At 34.8% G+C, this 17,582-nt stretch carries 14 protein-coding genes and 4 tRNA genes; all 18 read right to left on the bottom strand.

What is annotated here, in order from left to right; all coding sequences use genetic code 11:
• Window positions 1-3: 3 nt before the first annotated feature.
• Window positions 4-4,317 carry a DNA-directed RNA polymerase subunit beta' gene (gene rpoC, locus E0I26_RS11915; RefSeq protein ID WP_131916703.1) on the bottom strand — a complete coding sequence of 1,438 codons (4,314 nt, stop codon included), beginning with the start codon at window positions 4,315-4,317 and terminating at the stop codon, window positions 4-6.
• Between the two features lie 287 nt (window positions 4,318-4,604).
• Entirely contained in the window at window positions 4,605-8,417 is a 3,813-nt protein-coding gene (gene rpoB / locus E0I26_RS11920) for a DNA-directed RNA polymerase subunit beta (RefSeq protein WP_131916704.1), read from the bottom strand.
• Window positions 8,418-8,693: 276 nt separating this feature from the next.
• The gene (gene rplL, locus E0I26_RS11925; RefSeq protein WP_077370834.1) at window positions 8,694-9,062 is read right to left on the bottom strand and encodes a 50S ribosomal protein L7/L12; all 369 of its coding nucleotides are present in this window, start codon (window positions 9,060-9,062) and stop codon (window positions 8,694-8,696) included.
• A gap of 90 nt (window positions 9,063-9,152) precedes the next feature.
• Window positions 9,153-9,665, bottom strand: coding sequence for a 50S ribosomal protein L10 (gene rplJ, locus E0I26_RS11930; protein ID WP_131916705.1), 513 nt, complete (start codon window positions 9,663-9,665; stop codon window positions 9,153-9,155).
• A 22-nt stretch (window positions 9,666-9,687) separates the two neighbouring features.
• Complete coding sequence (rplA, locus tag E0I26_RS11935; protein ID WP_072944426.1) at window positions 9,688-10,377, bottom strand: 50S ribosomal protein L1; 690 nt, start codon at window positions 10,375-10,377, stop codon at window positions 9,688-9,690.
• A 13-nt stretch (window positions 10,378-10,390) separates the two neighbouring features.
• Window positions 10,391-10,828: a 50S ribosomal protein L11 gene (gene rplK / locus E0I26_RS11940; RefSeq protein WP_035639405.1), complete on the bottom strand. Its 438-nt coding sequence runs from the start codon at window positions 10,826-10,828 to the stop codon at window positions 10,391-10,393.
• Window positions 10,829-10,896: 68 nt separating this feature from the next.
• Window positions 10,897-11,448: a transcription termination/antitermination protein NusG gene (nusG, locus tag E0I26_RS11945; protein ID WP_126455879.1), complete on the bottom strand. Its 552-nt coding sequence runs from the start codon at window positions 11,446-11,448 to the stop codon at window positions 10,897-10,899.
• 11 nt (window positions 11,449-11,459) lie between these two features.
• Window positions 11,460-11,657, bottom strand: coding sequence for a preprotein translocase subunit SecE (secE, locus tag E0I26_RS11950; protein ID WP_039109059.1), 198 nt, complete (start codon window positions 11,655-11,657; stop codon window positions 11,460-11,462).
• A gap of 18 nt (window positions 11,658-11,675) precedes the next feature.
• Window positions 11,676-11,746, bottom strand: a tRNA-Trp gene (locus E0I26_RS11955).
• 58 nt (window positions 11,747-11,804) lie between these two features.
• A complete protein-coding gene (gene tuf, locus E0I26_RS11960; RefSeq protein ID WP_131916706.1) occupies window positions 11,805-12,992 on the bottom strand; it encodes an elongation factor Tu in 1,188 nt (395 codons plus the stop codon).
• Window positions 12,993-13,046: 54 nt separating this feature from the next.
• A tRNA-Thr gene (locus E0I26_RS11965) sits at window positions 13,047-13,118 on the bottom strand.
• A 99-nt stretch (window positions 13,119-13,217) separates the two neighbouring features.
• Window positions 13,218-13,298, bottom strand: a tRNA-Tyr gene (locus E0I26_RS11970).
• A gap of 31 nt (window positions 13,299-13,329) precedes the next feature.
• Window positions 13,330-13,403 (bottom strand) — tRNA-Thr (locus E0I26_RS11975).
• A 92-nt stretch (window positions 13,404-13,495) separates the two neighbouring features.
• The gene (hpf, locus tag E0I26_RS11980) at window positions 13,496-13,798 is read right to left on the bottom strand and encodes a ribosome hibernation-promoting factor, HPF/YfiA family (protein WP_131916707.1); all 303 of its coding nucleotides are present in this window, start codon (window positions 13,796-13,798) and stop codon (window positions 13,496-13,498) included.
• A gap of 35 nt (window positions 13,799-13,833) precedes the next feature.
• Window positions 13,834-14,730: a tyrosine-type recombinase/integrase gene (locus tag E0I26_RS11985; RefSeq protein WP_131916708.1), complete on the bottom strand. Its 897-nt coding sequence runs from the start codon at window positions 14,728-14,730 to the stop codon at window positions 13,834-13,836.
• Between the two features lie 70 nt (window positions 14,731-14,800).
• On the bottom strand, window positions 14,801-14,995 hold the full coding sequence (gene rpsU, locus E0I26_RS11990; RefSeq protein ID WP_035670421.1) for a 30S ribosomal protein S21: 195 nt from the start codon (window positions 14,993-14,995) through the stop codon (window positions 14,801-14,803).
• Between the two features lie 237 nt (window positions 14,996-15,232).
• Window positions 15,233-16,402, bottom strand: a complete 1,170-nt coding sequence (locus E0I26_RS11995) for an acyl-CoA dehydrogenase family protein (protein ID WP_131916709.1) — start codon at window positions 16,400-16,402, stop codon at window positions 15,233-15,235.
• A 54-nt stretch (window positions 16,403-16,456) separates the two neighbouring features.
• A complete protein-coding gene (locus E0I26_RS12000) occupies window positions 16,457-17,341 on the bottom strand; it encodes a ComEA family DNA-binding protein (protein ID WP_131916710.1) in 885 nt (294 codons plus the stop codon).
• Window positions 17,342-17,582 lie beyond the last annotated feature (241 nt).

Raw genomic sequence — 17,582 nt, forward strand, 5'->3', positions numbered from 1 at the left:
ATTTTAATAAATATATTCTTCTTTGTTAGCCATCATATCGTTATAATCCTCTTTTGAACCTACAATCGTATTGTCATATTCTCTCATACCTGTTCCGGCAGGGATTCTATGTCCTACAATTACATTTTCTTTCAATCCTTCTAAGTAATCGATTTTACCTGCAACAGCAGCTTCGTTCAATACTTTAGTAGTTTCTTGGAAAGAGGCAGCAGAAATAAACGATTTAGTTTGAAGTGACGCTCTTGTAATACCTTGTAAAACTGGTGTTGCAGTTGCAGTAACAACATCACGAGCTACAACAAGATTTTTATCTGTACGTTTTAAAAGAGAGTTTTCATCACGCAACTCACGAGGCGTAATAATTTGACCTTCTTTTAATGCACTAGAATCTCCAGCATCTTCAACCACTTTCATACCGTATAATTTATCATTTTGAACGATAAAGTCTTTAGTGTGAATCAATTGATCTTCTAAAAATAAAGTATCACCTGGATCTTGTACTCTTACTTTACGCATCATTTGACGTATTACTACTTCAAAGTGTTTGTCGTTGATTTTTACCCCTTGTAAACGGTATACTTCTTGAATTTCATTTACCAAATACTGTTGAACAGCTGCTGGTCCTTGGATTCTTAAAATATCATCCGGAGTAATTGCACCATCAGATAAAGGCACCCCTGCTCTTACGAAGTCATTTTCTTGAACTAGAATTTGGCTTGATAATTTAACCAAGTATTTTCTAACGTCACCAAATTTAGATTCGATAACAATCTCACGGTTACCTCTTTTGATTTTTCCAAAAGAAACAACACCATCGATTTCAGAAACAACAGCTGGGTTTGAAGGATTACGAGCTTCTAACAACTCTGTAATTCTAGGTAAACCTCCTGTAATATCTCCTGATTTAGAAGAACGACGTGGAATTTTTACCAATACTTTACCTGCTTTAATTTTCTCACCGTTTTCAACCATCAAGTGGGCTCCAACTGGTAAGTTATACGAACGAATTAGTTCCCCTTCTTTACCGTAAACCAATAAAGTTGGAATTAATTTTTTAGCTCTAGATTCAGAAATTACTTTTTCTTGGAAACCAGTTTGCTCATCAATTTCAACCATGAATGATTGACCTTGCTCTAAATCTTCGTAAGCAATTTTACCGGTAAATTCAGAAACAATAACTCCATTATATGGATCCCATTTACAAATCACATCTCCTTTTGCAACTGACTGACCGTCTTTAACGAAAATACTTGAACCGTAAGGGATATTATTTGTACTTAATAAGATACCTGTTCTTTCATCAATTAATTTCAATTCAGTAGAACGAGATACAACAATATCAACTGCATTACCTTCACTATCTTCTCCTTTAACAGTTTTTAAATCTTCGATTTCAAGTTTACCATTAAATTTCGTAACGATGCTTGATTCTTCAGAAATACCACCCGCAACCCCACCAACGTGGAATGTACGTAATGTTAACTGTGTACCCGGTTCTCCAATAGATTGTGCTGCAATAACACCAACTGCTTCTCCTCTTTGTGTCATTTTACCAGTAGCTAAATTTCTACCGTAACATTTTGCACAAATACCTTTTAACGCTTCACAAGTCAATGGTGAACGCACTTCCACTTTCTCGATTGGAGAAGCGTCAATTGCTTTCATTATAACTTCAGTGATTTGTTGTCCAGATTGAATTAAAACTTCATTGTTTAAAGGATTAATTACGTCTTGTAAAACAACACGTCCTAAAATTCTTTCTCCTAATGATTCAACAATTTCCTCATTTTTCTTCAATGCTGAAACTTCAACACCTCTAAGAGTACCACAATCTTCAATGTTAACAATAACATCTTGAGATACATCATGCAATCTTCTTGTTAAATATCCTGCATCGGCAGTTTTCAATGCCGTATCCGCAAGACCTTTACGCGCCCCGTGAGTAGAGATAAAGTACTCAAGGATCGAAAGACCTTCTTTAAAGTTAGAAAGAATCGGGTTTTCAATAATCTCACCACCACCAGCAGTAGATTTTTTTGGCTTGGCCATCAAACCACGCATACCAGTTAACTGACGAATTTGTTCTTTGGAACCCCTTGCTCCAGAATCAAGCATCATATACACTGAGTTGAAACCTTGTTGGTCTTCTCTAATGTTTTTCATTGCTAACTCTGTCAATTGAGCATTTGCTGAAGTCCATACATCAATAACTTGGTTGTAACGTTCGTTATTGGTAATAAGACCCATATTATAATTTACAGAAATACCTTGAACTTGTTCTCTGGCGTCTGCAATTAATTTTGGTTTTTGATCTGGAATTCTAATATCTCCAAGAGAGAATGACAAACCACCTTTGAAGGCAAATTTGTACCCCATGTCTTTCATGTTATCCAAGAAAGCCGCTGTTGTAGGTACATCAGTAGAACTTAAAACGTGACCGATAATGTCTCTAAGGTTTTTCTTAGTCAATACATCATTGATATATCCAGCTGCTTCCGGTACTACTTCATTAAATAATACACGACCCGCAGTTGTTTTGATGATTTGGTAAACCAACTCACCTGCTTCATTAAAATCTTTTGCTCTAATTTTCACAGAAGCATTCAATTCTAATCTACCTTCATTCAAAGCAATATTTACTTCTTCAGCAGAATAAAAAGTGATTCCTTCTCCTAAAATTTTAAGCTCAGGAGTAGATAAACGTTCTTTGGTCATATAATATAGACCCAAAACCATATCCTGAGAAGGTACCGTAATTGGAGCACCATTTGCAGGGTTCAGAATATTGTGAGAACCCAACATTAATAGTTGTGCTTCCAAAATAGCTTCTGGTCCTAAAGGCAAGTGAACTGCCATTTGATCCCCATCAAAATCCGCATTAAACGCCGTACAAACTAAAGGGTGCAATTGGATTGCTTTTCCTTCAATTAATTTTGGTTGGAATGCTTGGATACCTAATCTGTGCAAAGTAGGAGCACGATTCAGTAATATTGGGTGACCTTTGATAACATTTTCAAGGATATCCCAAACTACAGGCTCTTTCTTATCTATTATTTTCTTAGCTGATTTAACCGTTTTTACAATTCCTCTTTCTATCAATTTACGGATAACGAAAGGTTTGTATAATTCTGCTGCCATATCTTTTGGGATACCACATTCAGACAATTTCAATTCAGGTCCAACAACAATTACCGAACGAGCAGAATAATCCACACGTTTTCCAAGTAAATTTTGACGGAAACGTCCTTGTTTACCTTTAAGGGAATCAGATAATGATTTTAATGGTCTGTTTGATTCTGTTTTCACTGCAGATGCTTTACGAGTATTATCGAAAAGTGAATCTACAGATTCCTGCAACATACGTTTTTCGTTTCTTAAGATAACTTCTGGAGCTTTAATCTCCATTAATCTTTTCAAACGGTTGTTACGTATAATTACACGACGGTATAAATCATTTAAATCTGAAGTTGCAAAACGACCTCCATCAAGTGGCACAAGCGGACGCAATTCTGGTGGAATAACTGGTACCACTTTCATAATCATCCATTCTGGACGATTCTCACGGTTCAAGTTAGACTCACGGAAAGATTCCACAACTTGTAATCTTTTTAACGCTTCAGTTTTACGTTGTTTAGACGTTTCATTGTTAGCATTGTGTCTTAATTGGTAAGACAATTGATCCAAATCAATTCTTGCTAATAAGTCCATAATACATTCTGCTCCCATTTTGGCAACGAATTTATTAGGGTCAAAATCATCAAGATATTGGTTGTCAGCAGGAAGAGTGTCTAAAATATTTAAATATTCTTCTTCTGTCAAAAAGTCTAATCTTTGTACTGATTCACCTTCTGCATTTTTAGCGATACCTGCTTGGATTACTACGTATCTTTCGTAGTAGATAATCATATCTAATTTCTTAGATGGAAGACCAAGGATATAACCAATTTTGTTTGGAAGTGAACGGAAATACCAGATATGAGCAATTGGCACAACCAAATTGATGTGACCAACTCTGTCTCTACGTACTTTTTTCTCCGTTACTTCTACACCACAACGGTCACAGATAATACCTTTGTAACGTATTCTTTTATACTTACCACAAGCACATTCAAAATCTTTTACTGGTCCGAAAATTCGTTCGCAGAAAAGACCATCACGCTCCGGCTTGTGCGTTCTGTAGTTGATCGTTTCAGGCTTTAATACTTCACCTCTTGATTCTTTCAAGATAGATTCAGGAGAAGCAAGTCCTATTGAGATTTTATTAAACCTTTTTACAGGGTTTTTATCCTTATTGTTATTATTTCTATTATTCATCATAGTTTTTACTATTGATTTATTTGCAATTAAAAATTGATTTTAGCACATACGTAGCAGTGCTACGTCTCTACTACCTCGAATTACTTCTCTAAACTTCAAATAAAAATTTTGAAGTGCTATTTATCGTACAGACGTTGCAGTGCAACGTCTCTACCGTAAAAAATCGGAACGGGTTACGGGTATAAATCCTAAAAACTCTTATAAATGCCAAAGTAGAGACGTTTTTTGTAGAGACGTTGCAATGCAACGTCTCTACGTAAAACGTTTCTACGGTGACAAATTATTATTTATTCTTCTAAACGAATGTCAAGTCCAAGACCTTTCAATTCATGCATCAATACATTGAATGATTCCGGCAATCCTGGTTCTGGCATAGACTCACCCTTAACGATAGCTTCGTAAGTTTTAGCTCTACCAATAACATCATCAGACTTCACGGTCAAGATTTCTCTAAGTGTACTTGATGCTCCATAAGCTTCAAGTGCCCAAACCTCCATCTCTCCAAAACGTTGACCTCCAAATTGAGCTTTACCTCCAAGTGGTTGTTGTGTAATCAACGAGTATGGACCTATAGAACGTGCGTGCATTTTATCGTCAACCATGTGTCCAAGTTTCAACATGTAGATAACTCCTACTGTTGCAGCTTGATGGAAACGTTCTCCTGTACCACCATCATATAAATGTGTATGTCCAAAACGTGGTATTCCAGCTTCGTCAGTCAACTCATTGATTTGATCTAAAGTTGCTCCGTCAAAAATTGGTGTAGCAAATTTTCTACCCAAGTTTTGTCCTGCCCAACCAAGAACTGTTTCATAAATTTGACCAATGTTCATACGTGAAGGTACACCAAGTGGGTTCAACACAATATCAACTGGCGTTCCGTCTTCAAGGAAAGGCATATCTTCATGACGAACGATACGAGCAACAATACCTTTGTTACCGTGACGTCCCGCCATTTTATCCCCAACTTTCAACTTACGTTTTTTGGCAATATATACTTTAGCTAATTTCAAGATTCCTGCTGGCAATTCATCTCCAACAGTAATAGTGAATTTCTCTCTACGTAAAGCCCCTTGTAAATCGTTCAATTTAATTTTATAGTTATGAATTAAATCATTAACCATTTTATTAGTTGCATCATCAGCAACCCATTGACCTTTACTTAAGTGAGCAAAATCTTCAACTGCATAAAGCATTTTTTGTGTGTATTTTTTACCTTTTGGTAAAACTTCTTCACCCAAATCATTCATTACACCTTGAGATGTTTTTCCGTTTACGATCAAGAAAAGTTTCTCCACTAATTTGTCTTTTAATTCAACAAATTTAACTTCAAACTCCATTTCAAGTGCTCCTAAAGCATCTTTATCCTGAGTACGTTTACGTTTATCTTTTACTGCTCTTGCGAATAATTTTTTGTCTAAAACAACACCATGTAAAGAAGGAGAAGCTTTTAATGAAGCATCTTTTACATCACCTGCTTTGTCCCCGAAGATTGCACGAAGCAATTTCTCTTCCGGAGTAGGATCTGATTCCCCTTTTGGAGTAATTTTTCCGATAAGAATGTCCCCAGGTTTAACCTCGGCTCCAATTCTAATCATACCATTTTCATCTAAATCTTTAGTAGCTTCTTCAGAAACGTTCGGTATATCGTTCGTTAATTCTTCGTTACCTAATTTAGTATCTCTAACTTCCAATGAATAATCATCAACGTGAATAGAGGTAAAAATATCGTCACGAACTACTTTTTCAGAAATTACAATCGCATCCTCGAAGTTGTACCCTTTCCATGGCATAAATGCAACTTTTAGGTTTCTACCTAAAGCTAATTCACCATTTTGAGTCGCATATCCTTCAGATAATACTTGTCCAGGAACCACTCTATCCCCTTTTCTTACGATAGGTTTAAGGTTGATACTTGTACCTTGATTGGTTTTTCTAAATTTAATTAGATTGTATGTTTTTTCATCCGACTCAAAACTTACCATTCTTTCTTCCTCAGAACGATCGTATTTGATAGTGATGATATTTGCATCTACATATTCTATAACTCCATCTCCTTCAGCATTAATTAATACTCTAGAATCAGAAGCTACTTGACGCTCTAAACCAGTTCCTACAATTGGAGCTTCAGGACGAATTAATGGTACGGCCTGACGCATCATGTTAGATCCCATCAAGGCTCTATTCGCATCATCATGTTCCAAGAAAGGAATCAAAGAAGCTGAGATAGAAGCAATTTGATTTGGAGCAACATCCGTATAATCAACTTTTGTTGGCTCAATTACTGGGAAATCACCTTCTTGACGCGCAATTACGTCTTCGGCAGTAATTTTTCCTGTAGCATCCATTTTAATGTTTGCCTGAGCAATCATCATTCCTTCTTCTTCTTCTGCGCTTAAGTAAACTGGAGTAGACACTAAATCTACAGTTCCGTTAGTTACTTTACGATACGGTGTTTCGATGAAACCCATTCCGTTTACTTTAGCATAAACACCAAGAGATGAAATCAAACCAATGTTTGGTCCCTCTGGAGTTTCAATTGGACATAAACGTCCGTAATGCGTATAGTGAACGTCACGTACCTCAAAACCTGCTCTTTCTCTCGAAAGTCCACCTGGTCCTAGTGCAGATAATCTTCTCTTGTGCGTAATCTCGGCAAGTGGATTCGTTTGATCCATAAACTGAGACAACTGGTTCGTTCCAAAGAAAGAGTTGATAACAGATGATAATGTTTTAGCATTAATCAAATCTATTGGTGTAAACACCTCGTTATCTCTAACGTTCATTCTCTCACGAATAGTTCTAGCCATACGCGCTAAACCAACACCGAATTGTTGCGACAATTGTTCTCCAACTGTTCTTACACGACGGTTTGATAAGTGATCAATATCATCAATCTCTGCTTTAGAGTTGATCAATTCGATCAAATATTTCACAATAGTTATGATATCTTCTTTGGTCAAGACTTGCTTTTCCATTGGAGTATCCAACCCTAATTTTTTATTTATTCTATAACGACCTACTTCACCTAAGTTGTAACGTTGATCAGAGAAGAATAATTTATCTATAATACCACGAGCCGTTTCTTCATCAGGCGGTTCAGCATTACGTAATTGTCTGTAGATATGTTCAACAGCCTCTTTTTCAGAGTTTGTTGGATCTTTTTGCAACGTATTATGAATGATCGCATAATCACCTTGATTAGCATCTTCTTTATGTAGCAAAATAGATTTAACGTTAGAATCAATGATTTCCTCTACATTATCTTTATCGATAATTGTATCTCTATCAAGGATTATTTCGTTACGTTCGATAGAAACTACTTCACCAGTGTCTTCATCTACGAAATCTTCATGCCATGTATTCAATACACGGGCAGCTAATTTTCTACCGATATATTTTTTTAGACCTGTTTTAGAAACCTTAATTTCTTCAGCAAGATCAAAAATTTCTAGAATATCTTTATCTCTTTCAAAACCAATTGCTCTAAATAGAGTGGTAACTGGTAATTTTTTCTTTCTGTCGATATAAGCGTACATTACACTATTAATATCTGTAGAAAATTCTATCCAAGAACCTTTAAAAGGAATTACTCTGGCAGAATACAATTTTGTACCATTTGCATGGAATGATTGACCAAAGAAAACACCTGGAGATCTGTGTAATTGAGAAACAACTACACGCTCAGCACCATTAATAACAAAGGTACCGCTCGGTGTCATATAAGGAATTGTACCAAGATAAACATCTTGAACAATAGTTTCAAAATCTTCATGTTCTGGATCTGTACAATATAGTTTTAACCTTGCTTTTAAAGGCACACTATAGGTAAGACCTCTTTCTATACATTCTTGAATTGTATAACGTGGTGGATCTACAAAATAATCAAGGAATTCCAATACAAAGTTATTTCTTGTATCAGTAATTGGGAAGTTTTCCATGAAGGTATTGTAAAGCCCTTCGTCGCCTCTTTCGTCAGATTTAGTTTCTAATTGAAAAAAATCTTTAAACGATTTAACCTGAACATCTAGAAAATCTGGATAATCAGGAATGTTTTTTGTTGAGGCAAAATTCAATCTTTCGGTCTGATTTGTTATCATCAATGGACAAAATTTTGATTAAAAAAGTAATTTTTTTGTACAAATATTGATCTATTTATACTTTTCTTTTACAACCATTACATCTTTAAAAACCAATTTAAGATAACTACTTTCTTATTATCTGTTAATTTTTTTTCCTCGTAATGGGTAAAATGAATTTGTTTTCAAAGACTATTATGTAATTATACAAGGTAGACTTTTGTTATACGAAAAATGGTTTAGGTCATTGGGCGACTAAACCCAAGACCTAAACCTAATTCTTTAAACTGAGTTTAACTATTTAAGCTCAACAACAGCTCCAGCTTCTTCTAAAGATTTTTTAAGCCCTTCAGCTTCTTCTTTAGTTACACCTTCTTTAACGTTACTTGGAGCGCTATCAACTACATCTTTAGCTTCTTTCAAACCTAAACCTGTAAGTTCTTTTACCAATTTAACTACAGCTAATTTAGAAGCACCAGCTTCTTTCAATACAACTGTAAATTCAGTTTGAGCTTCTTCAGCAGCAGCTTCTCCACCACCTGAAACTACTACAGCTGCAGCAGCTGGTTCGATTCCGTACTCATCTTTTAATATTGTTGCTAATTCGTTAACTTCTTTTACCGTTAGGTTAACTAATTGTTCTGCGAATTGTTTCAAATCTGCCATTTTTTCTATCGTTTTAAAATGATTTGTAAAAATATAATTTATTTATTGTGCGCTTATTAAAATAAAACTTAGACTATAAAGTCGGTTTTATTATGCTTCTACTTCTTCTGTAGCCTCTTCGCTTTTTGCGAATTGGTTTTGAAGAGCAGAAATAACTCTTTGAGCTGGTGATTGAAGCAATCCAATGATTTCGCCGATAAGCTCTTCTTTAGATTTAATAGTTGCTAATGCATCTAATTGATCATCTCCAATATAAATTTCAGAATTAATATAAGCTCCCTTTAATACAGGTTTAGCTGATTTTTTTCTGAAATCTTTAATTATTTTTCCAGGTGCATTTGCAATATCTGAAATAAATATAGCGCTATTACCTGTCAATACAGATGGTAAATCACCATAATCATTAGCAGAAGCTTCCATTGCTTTTGCAAGCAAAGTGTTTTTTACAACCTCTAATTTTATACCTGCTTTAAAGCAAGCTCTTCTCAAGCTTGAAGTCGTTTCTGCATTAAGTCCAGAAATATCAGATACATAAATGATATTTGTACCAGCTAACTGTGCAGTTAATTCTTCAATCGCGATTGATTTTTCTTCTCTAGTCATACTAAAAATTATTAACTACCAATTATACTGCTTTTGGATCCAATGCAATTGCAGGACTCATCGTGCTTGTAAGGTGAATACCTTTAATATAGGTACCTTTAGCAGCAGTTGGTTTAAGTTTGATTAATGTTTGAATAATTTCGTGTGCATTGTCATAAATTTGCTCAGCTCCAAAAGAAACTTTACCAATTCCTGCATGTACAATACCAGTTTTGTCAACTTTAAAGTCAATTTTACCAGCTTTTACCTCAGCAACAGCTTTTGCAACATCCATAGTTACAGTACCTGTTTTAGGGTTTGGCATTAAACCTCTAGGTCCTAAAATACGACCTAATGGACCTAATTTACCCATAACAGCAGGCATCGTGATGATAACATCAACATCTGTCCAACCGTCTTTAATTTTTTGAAGGTAATCATCAAGACCAACATAGTCTGCACCAGCTGCTAAAGCTTCCGCTTCTTTATCTGGAGTAACTAATGCTAATACTTTAACATCTTTACCAGTTCCATGAGGTAATGTTACCACACCTCTAACCATTTGATTCGCTTTTCTTGGATCTACACCCAATCTAACAGCGATATCAACAGACTCATCAAATTTTGCAGAAGCAATAACTTTTATCAATGCCGCAGCATCTTTTAAAGAGTATAATTTGTTCTTTTCAATTTTTGAAGCAGCCTCTTTTTGCTTTTTTGTCAATTTTGCCATGTCTTTCTCTTAATTAAAAAGGAGAATCTCCTGATACAGTTATACCCATAGATCTAGCTGTTCCAGCAATCATGCTCATAGCAGATTCGATTGTGAATGCATTTAAATCTACCATTTTATCTTCAGCGATTGCTTTGATAACATCCCAAGTAACGCTAGCTACTTTTTTACGATTTGGTTCACCAGATCCTGACTTTAGCTTTGCAGCTTCCAATAACTGGACAGCCGCTGGAGGAGTTTTTACAACAAAATCAAATGATTTGTCTTTATACACAGTAATTTGTACTGGGCATATTTTGCCGGGTTTATCTTGAGTTCTAGCATTAAATTGCTTACAGAATTCCATGATGTTTACCCCAGCAGCTCCTAAAGCAGGTCCAACCGGTGGCGACGGGTTCGCAGCACCTCCCTTAACTTGTAGTTTAACTACCTTACTAATTTCTTTAGCCATTTTTTAAAAAATTTAACACTACAATCATTGGAAGCGATTGTAATGGATATTATAGATGTAACAAAAAATTATACTTTTTCAACTTGCATAAAACTCAATTCCAATGGTGTTTTTCTTCCGAAAATCTTAACCATCACTTCCAGTTTACGCTTTTCTTCATTAATTTTTTCAACAGTACCGTTAAAACCATTAAAAGGTCCATCAACAACCTTAATAGTCTCACCAATGTTAAATGGAATAGAACGAGTATCTGTATTCACAGCTAGCTCATCTACTTTACCTAACATTCTGTTTACTTCTGAAATTCTCAATGGCACAGGCTCTCCACCTTTGATTTCACCTAGAAAACCAATAACACTTGTTATAGACTTAATAATATGAGGTATCTCTCCAATAAGATTAGCTTCAATCATAACATAACCAGGAAAATAAACTTTGTCTTTGATTATTTTTTTTCCCTCTTTTACTGTCACTACTTTTTCAGTAGGCACTAAAACTTGCGAAACATAATCTCCCATTCCTAGTCGCGCGATTTCGGTTTCAATATAAGCTTTCACTTTATTTTCTTGCCCGCTTACCGCTCTAACGACATACCACTTCTTAATATTATTATCTGCCATAACAAAAAAAATTATGCTTTTATCCAGTTAAAAAATCCAGCCAAAGCTTTTGCGAAAATTTCATCTACTCCCCAAGTTGCCAAAGCGAATAATACTGAAAAAACAGCAACAACAATCGTTAGACGTTGTACCTCAGCCCAAGCTGGCCAAGTCACATTTGACTTTAATTCCTCAAATGCTTCTGATATGTAATTAACAACTTTTGTCATTATGATTTATTTTTTTTGCACGGGCGGAGGGATTCGAACCCCCATCAACGGTTTTGGAGACCGCTATTCTACCCTTGAACTACGCCCGTAGAATAAAAAATAGTGTCATCGTTAAACGACACTATTTTTTGAATTTATTTTAGTAGATTATCCTACAATTTCAGTTACTTGACCAGCACCTACTGTTCTACCACCTTCACGGATAGCGAAACGTAAACCAACGCTCATTGCGATTGGACTTAACAAAGCAACATTGATAGTTAAGTTGTCTCCTGGCATTACCATCTCTACACCTTCTGGTAAAGTAATAACTCCTGTTACGTCAGTTGTACGTACGTAAAACTGCGGACGGTAGTTATTATGGAATGGTGTGTGACGACCACCTTCTTCTTTTTTCAAGATATAAACCTCTGCTTTGAAAGTAGCGTGTGGTTTAACTGAACCTGGCTTAATGATAACCATTCCTCTTTTGATAGATTCTTTATCAACACCACGCAACAATAAACCTACGTTATCTCCTGCTTCACCTCTATCAAGGATTTTACGGAACATCTCAACTCCTGTAATAGTAGAAGTTAATTTTTCAGCTCCCATACCAATAATTTCAACAGCATCTCCTGTATTAGCAATACCAGTTTCGATACGACCTGTAGCAACAGTTCCACGACCAGTAATTGTAAATACATCCTCAACTGGCATCAAAAATGGTTTTGCCGTATCACGAATTGGCTCTTCAATCCATGTATCACAAGCTTCCATTAATTCAATGATTTTTGGTACCCAAGCTGGATCATTATTCAATCCTCCAAGAGCAGACCCTTGAATAACTGGACAATTGTCTCCATCATATTCATAGAAAGACAATAAGTCTCTAATTTCCATTTCAACAAGTTCCAATAATTCCTCATCATCAACCATATCCACTTTATTCATGAATACAACCATTCTAGGAATACCTACTTGGCGACCTAAAAGGATATGCTCACGTGTTTGTGGCATTGGTCCGTCTGTAGCAGCTACAACAAGGATAGCACCGTCCATTTGAGCAGCACCAGTAACCATGTTTTTTACGTAATCCGCGTGACCTGGACAGTCAACGTGTGCGTAGTGACGGTTAGCAGTTTCGTACTCAACGTGAGATGTATTAATTGTAATACCTCTTTCTTTTTCTTCAGGAGCATTATCAATTTGATCAAATGATTTTGCTTGACAGTAACCTGCATCAGATAACACTTTTGTGATTGCTGCAGTTAATGTAGTTTTTCCGTGATCCACGTGCCCAATTGTACCAATGTTTAAGTGGGGCTTGTTACGGTTAAAGGTTTCTTTTGCCATTTTACTTAATTTTTAATCTAGTTTATATATTTATTTCAATTTCTTACTAACTTGAGCCAACTACGGGAATTGAACCCGTGACCTCTTCCTTACCAAGGAAGCACTCTACCTCTGAGCTAAGTCGGCAGAATCCTTGATTTTAACCCGATAGCCATCAGGATAGACTTCTAATTTTAGACTTTTCAAATCTACAATCTGAAATTCACAATCTAAAATTCATCCTTGTGGGGAGAGCAGGATTCGAACCTGCGAAGTTCACACAGCAGATTTACAGTCTGCCCTCGTTGGCCGCTTGAGTATCTCCCCAACTTTTTTTATATAAATTTTATGCCTTTTGAGCCGGCGGAGGGACTCGAACCCACGACCTGCTGATTACAAATCAGCTGCTCTAGCCAACTGAGCTACGCTGGCAATATCAATAAAAAAAGTCCGCTATTTCTAACGGACTGCAAATGTATAGATTTTATCTCTCAATCAAAACATTTTTTAAAAAAAAATTCATATTAAATGTGCGAACTTATTTTTTCTTTCCTTTTAACCAACATTCTTTGTAAGGATTCCGCCGAAAGCTCAACCGCTTCTTCAAAAGTTTTACACTGCTTTTTTACCAAAAAATCATCACCTGGGACATTAATTTTCACCTCGGCAATTTTATTTTCTTTATCACTTGTCTTTTCAACTTTCAAAAAAACATCCGCCGATACTACTTTGTCGTAGTACTTTTCCAACTTGTCCATTCTATCTTGAACAAAATCTACTAGCTTTTTGTCAACAGTAAAGTTAACTGCATGAACACTTACCTTCATAATCATTTTTTTTAATAGTTAAACATTTCTCAAAATTACTTCTGACCCCGTGGATGCGCCTCTTTATACACACTTTTCAGTTCTGACAAACTACTGTGCGTATATATTTGCGTCGACGCCAAACTAGAATGACCTAATAATTCCTTGACTGAATTTAAATCCGCTCCATTATTTAACAAATGCGTTGCAAAAGTATGTCTCAATATATGGGGGCTCTTTTTTACTTTTTCAGAGACAGTACTAAAGTAAGAATTTATTAATCGATACACAAAGGAATCATTTAATTTTAACCCTTTTTTTGTGAGAAACAAATAATCGCTATCTACAACAAGCAACAACCCTTCTCGCTCTTCTAAGTACAACGAGAACTGCTCTTTTATTACCGGCAAAACAGGAAGGATTCGTTCTTTATTACGTTTTCCCAACACTTTTATTGTGCTGCCGGATAAATTAATATTATTTATTTTTAAACCAATCAATTCCGCTCTTCGCATCCCCGTAGTATACAACAAATCTATTATCAGTTTATCTCTAATTTCCTGAAAACCTACAGCACTTCGCATTACATCCAAGACATCCACAACTTCCTTTTCAGAAAAAGGAATCTGTACTATTTTCGGAATCTTTAACGCTTTGTGTTTTAACAACGGACTCACTTCTATTTGTTTTGTTTTTAATAGAAATTTATAAAATGCTTTTAAAGATGCAATTTTTCTATTAACCGATGTATTTGACATACCATCATCCACAAGCGACACAATCCAAGTTCTAATTTGGCCGTAATTGACCTGCTCTACACCCTCTTGATCGAAATGAATGGTATTGAATAATTCAAAAGAAGCAACATCATTGCAATACGCAGTTACGGTATGTGGAGAGTATTTTTTCTCCAACTGAAGATAATCCCGAAATGCATCTTTATTAGTAGCCATAAAAAAAACCGTTAGCATCAAAGTTATAAAACTTTTAATGACTAACGGTAATTTATTTAATAGATATTGACTAACTCTCTAAGTTATCTCTCATATTTTGGATATAAGCCGCTTTTTGAATTTTGATTCTATTCGTTACTGAAGGCTTAATAAAAGCAGTACGTGCTCTTAGTTGACGAACAGTTCCTGTTTTATCAAATTTTCTTTTGTAACGTTTTAACGCTCTATCGATATTTTCTCCGTCTTTAATTGGTATAATTAACATAATATAGACACCCCCTTTCTTTAAGTGTGCAAAAGTATGTATTAATTACGAGTTATGAGTTATAAATTATGAATTATTTTTTAATTAGATTTTTAGACTATTAGATCTTTAGATTGTCAGATTAATGAATTACCTGTAATACAAAGACGTTTTTTAGTTGCTATAATAGCTAAAAAAAGCCAAGTCACACTACTGTTTCTTGGCTCTATATTCTACTCTCTATATTCTAAAAAGTTATTATTTCACAGCTGGCTCATAATTTTGTTTGTCAATTATCATTTTTGATAAAATCTCCTTAAGGATTTCTGAAGTTCCACCTCCTATTGGTCCCAAACGACTATCTCTAAATAAACGTGCTAATGGATAATCTTCCATGTAGCCATAACCTCCCAACATTTGCAAGCAACTATAAATTGTTTCATCAGCCACTTTTGTAGATTTTAATTTGGCCATAGTAGCCTCCTTAACCACATATTCTCCTTTGTCTAATCGGGCTACGGCAGCATAATTAAATACTTTGCAATGCTCAACATCTGTTGCGTGCTCTACTAATGTATGTCTTAACGCCTGAAACTTATCTATTGTTTTTCCAAATGCTTCTCGTTGTGACATGTATTCGATTGTATACTCAATTGCATATTCAGCTCTTGCATGAGCATTTATAGCCATAATCAAACGCTCTAAGGCAAAATGTTGCATAATATAAGGGAATCCTTTCCCTTCTTCACCCATTAAATTTTCTACAGGAATTTCTACATTATCAAATGCAATCTCTGCTGTATCTGAAGCTCTCCAACCTAATTTATCAAGTTTTGTAGTGGAAATTCCTTTAAGGTTACTATCCATCAAAAACATACTTATTCCTTTATTTCCAAGTTCTGGACTTGTTTTCGCAGCAACTACATAATAATCGCCATAAATACCGTTAGTTATAAATGTTTTAGAACCATTAATAATATATTTATCTCCTTTTTTTATAGCTGTAGTACGCATACCTGCAACATCACTTCCACCAAAAGGCTCTGTAATACACAAAGCTCCTATTTTATCACCAGAAATACTCGGCACCAAATATTCTTGTTTAATTCGCTCATCGCCTTCCGCATTTAAATGTGTCATTGCTAAATAAGAATGCGCCCACATAGCAGCTGCAAAACCGGATGATTTTATTTTTTGAAGTTCTTCTAAAAAAATAACTGTGTAAAATAAATCTAAATTCAATCCGCCATAAGCCTCAGGATATCGTATTCCGAAAAAGCCCATTTCTCCAAATTTTTTCCATATAAAACGCTCAATTGTACCAGTTTTCTCCCATTTTTCAATATGGGGTACAACTTCTTTTTGTAAAAAATCTTGTAAACTTGCTCTAAATAATTGATGTTCTTCTGTAAAATATATTGAATTCATAAAATTAATTAATTTTTTTTATTAATTTTTAATAAATCGAAGGTGTCCTTCAAATTAAAAGTCCAAATATAAGCCAATTATATTTGCTTTATCAACAGGAAATCCCTTAATTTTTGTTAAATCCTCAACATTATTTATATTTCCCCGCATACTTCTATAAGTCACAATTTCTTTTGCCAAAGCATATCTGAAATAATAAAACTGGGAAAGCTCTTTTAAAGAAGCATTATTAATATCTATTTTCTTAAAATTCGGAAGTACTGAAACTTTAAAATGAGTATTCAAATTCTCAATCACTTCGGGCGATAATCCCCAAACATCTTTCATTTGTTCCATGGAAACAAATCCGCCTAAACTTTCTTTTTGTTTTAAAATTCGCAAAGAAATTGCCTCGCCTATTCCGTAAATTTTTATCAAATCCTCCTTGGTTGCCTGATTGATATCGATTAAAACAATTTTTTCTTTTTTGGCGAAAGCCTGATTTGGATATTTTTTAAATTCTTTATTTTGTTTCTTATTATTTACCCAATCCGGAAATTTAAAATAGGGCGCCATTACATTCAACAATGAATCCGAAACTTTAGTCACGTCTTGAAACTCTTTAGGGGAATTAACATATTTATTTTCCTTTCTAAAAGCGAACAAGCGGTCAATTTCCTCCACTGACATTCCTAACTTATATCCTTTATAATCGGTTATAAAATTGGGATTAAAAAGATACACTTTTGGCAACTCTTTTTTGGATTCCGTTTTCATGGAATCAATTTCAGATTGAAGGGAAAGCCATTTTTGTTTATCAGGATATTCTTTTATTACTGCATTAAAGTCAACAAAAAAATAAATGAACTGTAAAACAATAATGATTGCAAATAACAAAAACACACCCGTACGTTGATCTCGTGTGAACTTAAAATAAGTGTGAATCGTTTTAAAACTCATTTGACAATTCGAGGTTAGTAAATTTATATAAGAATCTTAAAATTATAAATTAAAATCAAGACATATCCCTTTCTAAAGAAAAACATTCGAAAAAAGTAAAAATTATGATGGCAAAAACAAAGCAACATATCTATTAGACACACTCCAAAAAAGTTTTTCCATAGATTAAACCCTAATAAAAACAATTAAATTAATTTTTTAGAACTTAAAATTCAATTATTGTTTTTATTTTTTATAAAAA

The sequence above is a fragment of the Flavobacterium rhamnosiphilum genome (assembly GCF_004349195.1).
Classification (GTDB): Bacteria; Bacteroidota; Bacteroidia; order Flavobacteriales; family Flavobacteriaceae; genus Flavobacterium; species Flavobacterium rhamnosiphilum.

Bases quoted from the DNA above. Each gene is read 5' to 3' on its own strand.
- nusG (WP_126455879.1), bottom strand. From the start codon at position 11,448: ATGGCAGATAATAATATTAAGAAGTGGTATGTCGTTAGAGCGGTAAGC.
- rplK (WP_035639405.1), bottom strand. From the start codon at position 10,828: ATGGCTAAAGAAATTAGTAAGGTAGTTAAACTACAAGTTAAGGGAGGT.
- tuf (WP_131916706.1), bottom strand. From the start codon at position 12,992: ATGGCAAAAGAAACCTTTAACCGTAACAAGCCCCACTTAAACATTGGT.
- E0I26_RS12000 (WP_131916710.1), bottom strand. From the start codon at position 17,341: ATGAGTTTTAAAACGATTCACACTTATTTTAAGTTCACACGAGATCAA.
- rpoC (WP_131916703.1), bottom strand. From the start codon at position 4,317: ATGATGAATAATAGAAATAATAACAATAAGGATAAAAACCCTGTAAAA.
- secE (WP_039109059.1), bottom strand. From the start codon at position 11,657: ATGACAAAAGTTGTTAATTACATATCAGAAGCATTTGAGGAATTAAAG.
- rpsU (WP_035670421.1), bottom strand. From the start codon at position 14,995: ATGTTAATTATACCAATTAAAGACGGAGAAAATATCGATAGAGCGTTA.
- rplA (WP_072944426.1), bottom strand. From the start codon at position 10,377: ATGGCAAAATTGACAAAAAAGCAAAAAGAGGCTGCTTCAAAAATTGAA.
- E0I26_RS11985 (WP_131916708.1), bottom strand. From the start codon at position 14,730: ATGGCTACTAATAAAGATGCATTTCGGGATTATCTTCAGTTGGAGAAA.
- rplJ (WP_131916705.1), bottom strand. From the start codon at position 9,665: ATGACTAGAGAAGAAAAATCAATCGCGATTGAAGAATTAACTGCACAG.
- hpf (WP_131916707.1), bottom strand. From the start codon at position 13,798: ATGAAGGTAAGTGTTCATGCAGTTAACTTTACTGTTGACAAAAAGCTA.
- rplL (WP_077370834.1), bottom strand. From the start codon at position 9,062: ATGGCAGATTTGAAACAATTCGCAGAACAATTAGTTAACCTAACGGTA.
- rpoB (WP_131916704.1), bottom strand. From the start codon at position 8,417: ATGATAACAAATCAGACCGAAAGATTGAATTTTGCCTCAACAAAAAAC.
- E0I26_RS11995 (WP_131916709.1), bottom strand. From the start codon at position 16,402: ATGAATTCAATATATTTTACAGAAGAACATCAATTATTTAGAGCAAGT.